This window comes from Psychromonas arctica DSM 14288, assembly GCF_000482725.1.
GTDB lineage: Bacteria > Pseudomonadota > Gammaproteobacteria > Enterobacterales > Psychromonadaceae > Psychromonas > Psychromonas arctica.
This window is the reverse complement of the sequence record NZ_KI519480.1, coordinates 12027-16956: the sequence shown is the minus strand read 5'-3', so window position 1 is coordinate 16956 and position 4930 is coordinate 12027. Positions and strand designations below refer to the sequence as shown.

The 4930-nt window shown below is 37.1% G+C and carries 7 protein-coding genes; 3 read left to right on the top strand and 4 right to left on the bottom strand.

Annotation, left to right across the window (positions count from 1 at the left end):
• The 3 genes from H592_RS24945 to H592_RS24070 all read right to left on the bottom strand — a co-directional run.
• The coding region (locus H592_RS24945) for a DUF6444 domain-containing protein (protein ID WP_425414395.1) at positions 1-214 on the bottom strand (214 nt) is incomplete at its 3' end.
• A 510-nt stretch (positions 215-724) separates the two neighbouring features.
• The gene (locus H592_RS0116175; RefSeq protein WP_028869681.1) at positions 725-1219 is read right to left on the bottom strand and encodes a hypothetical protein; all 495 of its coding nucleotides are present in this window, start codon (positions 1217-1219) and stop codon (positions 725-727) included.
• Positions 1220-1773: 554 nt separating this feature from the next.
• A complete protein-coding gene (locus tag H592_RS24070; RefSeq protein ID WP_156916145.1) occupies positions 1774-1923 on the bottom strand; it encodes a hypothetical protein in 150 nt (49 codons plus the stop codon).
• A gap of 152 nt (positions 1924-2075) precedes the next feature.
• Between H592_RS24070 and H592_RS0116170 the strand changes: the two genes are divergently transcribed.
• Positions 2076-2315 carry a type II toxin-antitoxin system ParD family antitoxin gene (locus tag H592_RS0116170; protein WP_028869680.1) on the top strand — a complete coding sequence of 80 codons (240 nt, stop codon included), beginning with the start codon at positions 2076-2078 and terminating at the stop codon, positions 2313-2315.
• Positions 2315-2608, top strand: coding sequence for a type II toxin-antitoxin system RelE/ParE family toxin (locus H592_RS0116165; protein WP_028869679.1), 294 nt, complete (start codon positions 2315-2317; stop codon positions 2606-2608). Before H592_RS0116170 ends, H592_RS0116165 begins: the two co-directional genes overlap by 1 nt.
• Positions 2609-2784: 176 nt before the next feature.
• On the opposite strand, the gene H592_RS22580 is transcribed toward H592_RS0116165, so the two are convergent.
• Positions 2785-3528: a DUF1353 domain-containing protein gene (locus H592_RS22580; protein WP_051369215.1), complete on the bottom strand. Its 744-nt coding sequence runs from the start codon at positions 3526-3528 to the stop codon at positions 2785-2787.
• Between the two features lie 461 nt (positions 3529-3989).
• On the opposite strand from H592_RS22580, the gene H592_RS22575 reads away from it, so the two are divergent.
• Positions 3990-4930, top strand: a 941-nt coding sequence (locus tag H592_RS22575; RefSeq protein ID WP_169727667.1) for an IS110 family RNA-guided transposase, incomplete at its 3' end; no start/stop codon positions are given.

Here is a 4930-nt window from a genome sequence, read left to right as displayed (position 1 = left end):
TATTATTTTTTGGGGACTTTTCTCTATTAGGGTCACTTGATGGTGGCTTACTACTATTACGACTGTTGAGGCCGAGACGCTGACAAAGCAAATTAACGATAAGCAGTAATAAATCTAACGTTGTGCGCATAGAAGGCGATAATGTTTTATCGGCTTCTATCTGTTGTTTTATCTTTTCGACATTACTCTCAATATCGAGACCACTTACTTTCATTTTGCCTCATCATAGGAATAGGAAGAAAGTAGTTAGAGTAACGACTAAAAAGGATCAATCAAGTTGATCCTTTTTGATCTTCTATAAACTATCAAAAATGTGAATTAGGTGCTGAGTAGTTACAAATAAATAAAAGTTACATTAACAAAAAAAACAACCTAAAGAAGAATAGTAAAGAAGTTAATAAAAGATTGGCAGTCAGAGATGTTGACATTAAGCATCCCTTTTACGCATTAATGAATACGTATTAGCTGAATATCGTTTAAAAATTAGTATCTTATTTACGATGTTTTTTAGAAATACTCTTTTACAAAAAACAGGCATAAAGTATTGTAATTGTATGTAAATGAATGGTTTCTTTTTAGTAAATTTGGTTTGTGAAGGGGCAATAGCATTCTTGCCCCTTCAGTTAAATGTCAATCAACGTTTCTATAATAGTTATTCAATCTTTATTACATATTACACAACGTCATTTGACACTTAATGGTACCAATTACGCTATAGCTACTTTTATGCTGTAGCTACTTTTTCAGCATTAATACCTTCTAGGATATCTTTAATTTTATCTTTGTTATCGCTGTTGTATTGCACACCGATAAGTATAGAGCCTTTCTCGATAGCATTTTCGTAAAACTTAACCTCGTGCTCAGGAATAAATGCACCGATAACAGCACCTAAACTACCGCCTACTGCTGCGCCAACACCACCCGCTGCAAATGCTGCAACTAATGGGCCTGCAACGAGTAAACCTGCACCGCCTGTTGCAACTGTACCAACAGCTGTAAATCCTGTGATAACTGCTGCTAATATACCTGTAGATGCAGCACCTGCCATGCCACCTTCAGCAGCTTTTGTACCCTCATCTACAGCAAAATCGTCTTTAGAATATGAGTCATTAGCTATTACGCTTATGTCATTTTGTTTAACACCAATTGCTTCTAATCTATGAATTGCAGCACTTGCTTTTGATGAATTTTCGAATAATCCAGTAATTACTTTGCTCATAATGAAACCTCTTGTTAGTTAAAAAACTAGCTAATTTATTATCTTAGCTACAGGGGTATGAGCAATCACTGTGCCAGCATGAATACTTATGCTTCAAAAATTAAAATAAACATTAATTATCAACAACTTAACCCAGTAACTTTATTATTAAAAATCAAGATTTTTGTTGTGTTACTGCATTGGTAAAATAGCTTTATGTGTAAGCTTTACCTGAATTATTATAATTTTTACACGCTCTATGTTACTTAAACTGACTCTATAAATTATTAATTTGTTTTAGTAACCTTTACTGTCTTTAGATAACTTACAAATTAAGAGATAAATAATAAACAAACTGCGCACAACAGACCGGTCAGGCAAAAACTTTTATAGAAAAAATACCCTTAATCAATAACGAGTACATGATAATAAAGCGATTGATTAATGATATTTACATTGTTTTAAAACCTTAATATTTTCATATTTGATGCGTTAGGCTGAGTGTTATATATGCTTAATATTAGCGAGTGCTAATGAGGATATGTTGAAAATTTAAAAATTATGATAGTAATAAATTAATGAGTTGGTCGTCGTAATTGGTTTTTACTGGCTATCCCACATTTAGCGGTATGTTCAGCGAACCAAGCTAACTCCTCCAAAGAGGCTACAGCACCCTGATAATCCTTTCCGAACGACTGGTTAGTGGATTGGCGAGACTGAGTCATAACAACGACCGCTTTGCATGTAAAAGCGACATCATTAAAAGATAGAACTGAAAATGTCACTTATCGTACGTCAATGTCCGACTTAATTGCCTTGTTATATTTTTTATACCATAATCTAATATATATTGGTATTAACTAAAAGGGTTTTAACAATGGCTAAAAATACTAGCGTGACTTTAGGTGATCATTTTGATCAGTTCATAAGCCAACAACTTCACTCTGGTCGCTATGGTTCAGCAAGCGAAGTACTAAGAGCCGGCTTGCGAGCATTAGAAGATCAAGAGAACAAGTTACAGAATTTACGTAATATGCTAATTCAAGGTGAGCAAAGTGGCACCGTTGACTATAGCTATGACTCGTTACTCGCTGAACTTGATAAAGATAGTAACTGATGAACAAATTCGTATTATCAGCTAAAGCGAAGTCAGATTTAATTAAAATAGCAAAGTACACCCAGTTAACATGGGGACAAGCACAGCGAAATAACTATTTAAAATTACTAGATAACTCATTTCAATTATTAGCAGATGAGCCCAAGCTAGGAGTTAAATGTAATTACATTAGAGAAGGTTATAGTAAGTACCCTCAATCTAGCCATGTAATTTACTACAAAGAGCATAAAGCAGATAAAATACTAATTGTTCGCATTTTACATAAAAGCATGGATGTTAACCGTGCTCTATGAAAAAACGCCTCATTAAGACCGAAAATTAGGGTTACCCATTATTTCAGTGAGAATAAGGTGTATCTGATAACGACACTTGAGATTGGCGAGACTGAGTCATAACAACGACCTCTTAGTATGTAAAACGACATCATTAAAAGATAGAACTGAAAATGTTACTTATCGCACGTCAAAGTTTATGGCTGTCCAGCTCTTTCTTGTCCAGCTCTTTCTTTAGAATTTTTTGGCCCAGAGGGACTGTATGCATTACCGTGCTGATAGAAGAAACTGTGAGGATCAAGCGTTCGGGCTATTGTCTCAAGCTCTTCTAAAGCAACTTCTGGATTTTTTTCAATAATGCTACGGATTCTAGAAAGTTGCTCATCAAATCCATCGCTACCGTAACTATCTCCCTCCCAACGCATAGCGCTAGGTAAATTCTGCTTTATACAATTGAATCCACAATACTCCCCTGGAACCAAATTCACCCATTTGGGCCCCTTCCAATAAACTGCAAAATACATAACCTTCGCTTTGACCTTGTTTATCCCAAGGTCAATGAGTGCGTCATAGAACATACGATGCGTATCTCTCCATGTCCGAACCTGATTTTCATTGTAACAGTAGTGATCATGAACAATCGCTGCCTTTAAGTACGACTCATCATATTGATCACCGATGATCGGCTGTGCCCATTTCGGAATAGAAGCCCCATCGGTAGTTCCTGATTCTCCGTTGCCATCTTTCCACTCGTCAGTTTGCCATACCAAACCATTGTTTGATGATTTGTAAGTTAGCATTCCTTTAAGCTTGCAAATTCTCGACTGTGTTTGCTGGCACCCTTCAGGAAAAAGTACCAAATTTCCAGAAAAAGTCCCTGCGTAAACAGGAAGGGAAAACATTGTTATTACTATTGATAGAAGTGCTGTGGCATTTTTCATAGGCTCTCCGATAATAAATAGCCTCAATCTAACGCAGCAAACACTGGCGCGTAGGTTGGCGCTATTTTTGCTGCTTTTGGGTTTTAGCAAAAACCACGACAACCGTAATGCGTCCGGTGATTTGCCTTGTTAGTTGCAACTTGCTTTGAGTGCTTTAGTAAAACGTCAAGCCGAATACTACAAACCAAATTATACGCTGAATGCCAACTACAAAACTGCAATGAAGCCCGCATAAACAAACAAGAGCTAATGTTGCGAACTGCATTTTTTATAACGCATGCAGACAACAAACACAAAAAGATCAGGACATCCAAACTTTATATTAAAAGATAGAACTGAAAATGTTACTTATCGCACGTCAAAGTTTATGGCTGCTGAGATGGTCACTCCACGAAGGCATCAAAATGTGCCAAGATTGGATAAGTGTTCAGCAAATCAATCTAACAAATGGAGTGACCAATATGAAATGTAGCGTAATTAGCATCGACCTAGCAAAGAATATTTTCCAAATTTGTGCATTAGATGAAATGCGCCAAGTACTCTTTAACAAGAAAGTTAAGCGTTCAGAGCTAATTCATGAATTAAGACAGTTTGAACCTTCTCTAGTGGTGATGGAAGCTTGTTACAGCTCTAATCCATGGGGTAGACGAATCGAAAAATTAGGCCATGAAGTGAGGCTTATTCCGCCCTTTGTTGTGAAGCCATTTGTGATTGGTAATAAAAATGATGCCAACGATGCACTGGCGATTGCAGAAGCGTCATTAAGGCCTAAAGTGCGTTTTGTTGCAGTGAAATCAAATGAGCAACAAGATATTCAATCATTGCAACGCATTGCCGAACGTATGATAAAAGTCAGAACGGGTGACGTTAACCAACTAAGAGGATTATTATCTGAATATGGCACGGTTGTGGGGCTTGGTGTTCCTACGTTAATGAAAGCAATTCCCGATATTATTGAAGATGCAAGCAATGAGTTAACCGCCATTGCACGTACTTTTGTTCGTCGTTTATATCGTAATATACAAAGAACTACCATACAGATTGATGAAATAAAAACGCAGCTAAACGCGCTAGTGAAAGATAAGGATGAGTACAAATTACTATTAACCGTGCCTGGTGTTGGACCCGTCATTGCCGCTGCATTAATGGCCGCAGTCGGTGATGCAAACGCCTTTAAAAATGGCAGACAACTTGCTGCTTGGATTGGACTTACGCCTTCTCAATACGCTAGTGGAGAAATCAATCGAATGGGTAAAATTACCAAACGAGGAAATAGCACGCTCAGAAAGTATCTAATCCATGGCGCCCGCACCGTATTAAATTGGTGTGACAAAAAAGATGATGTCTTAAGTTGCTGGCTAAAAAAACTCAAAGAACGCATGCATGGATGCAAAGCAGTGGT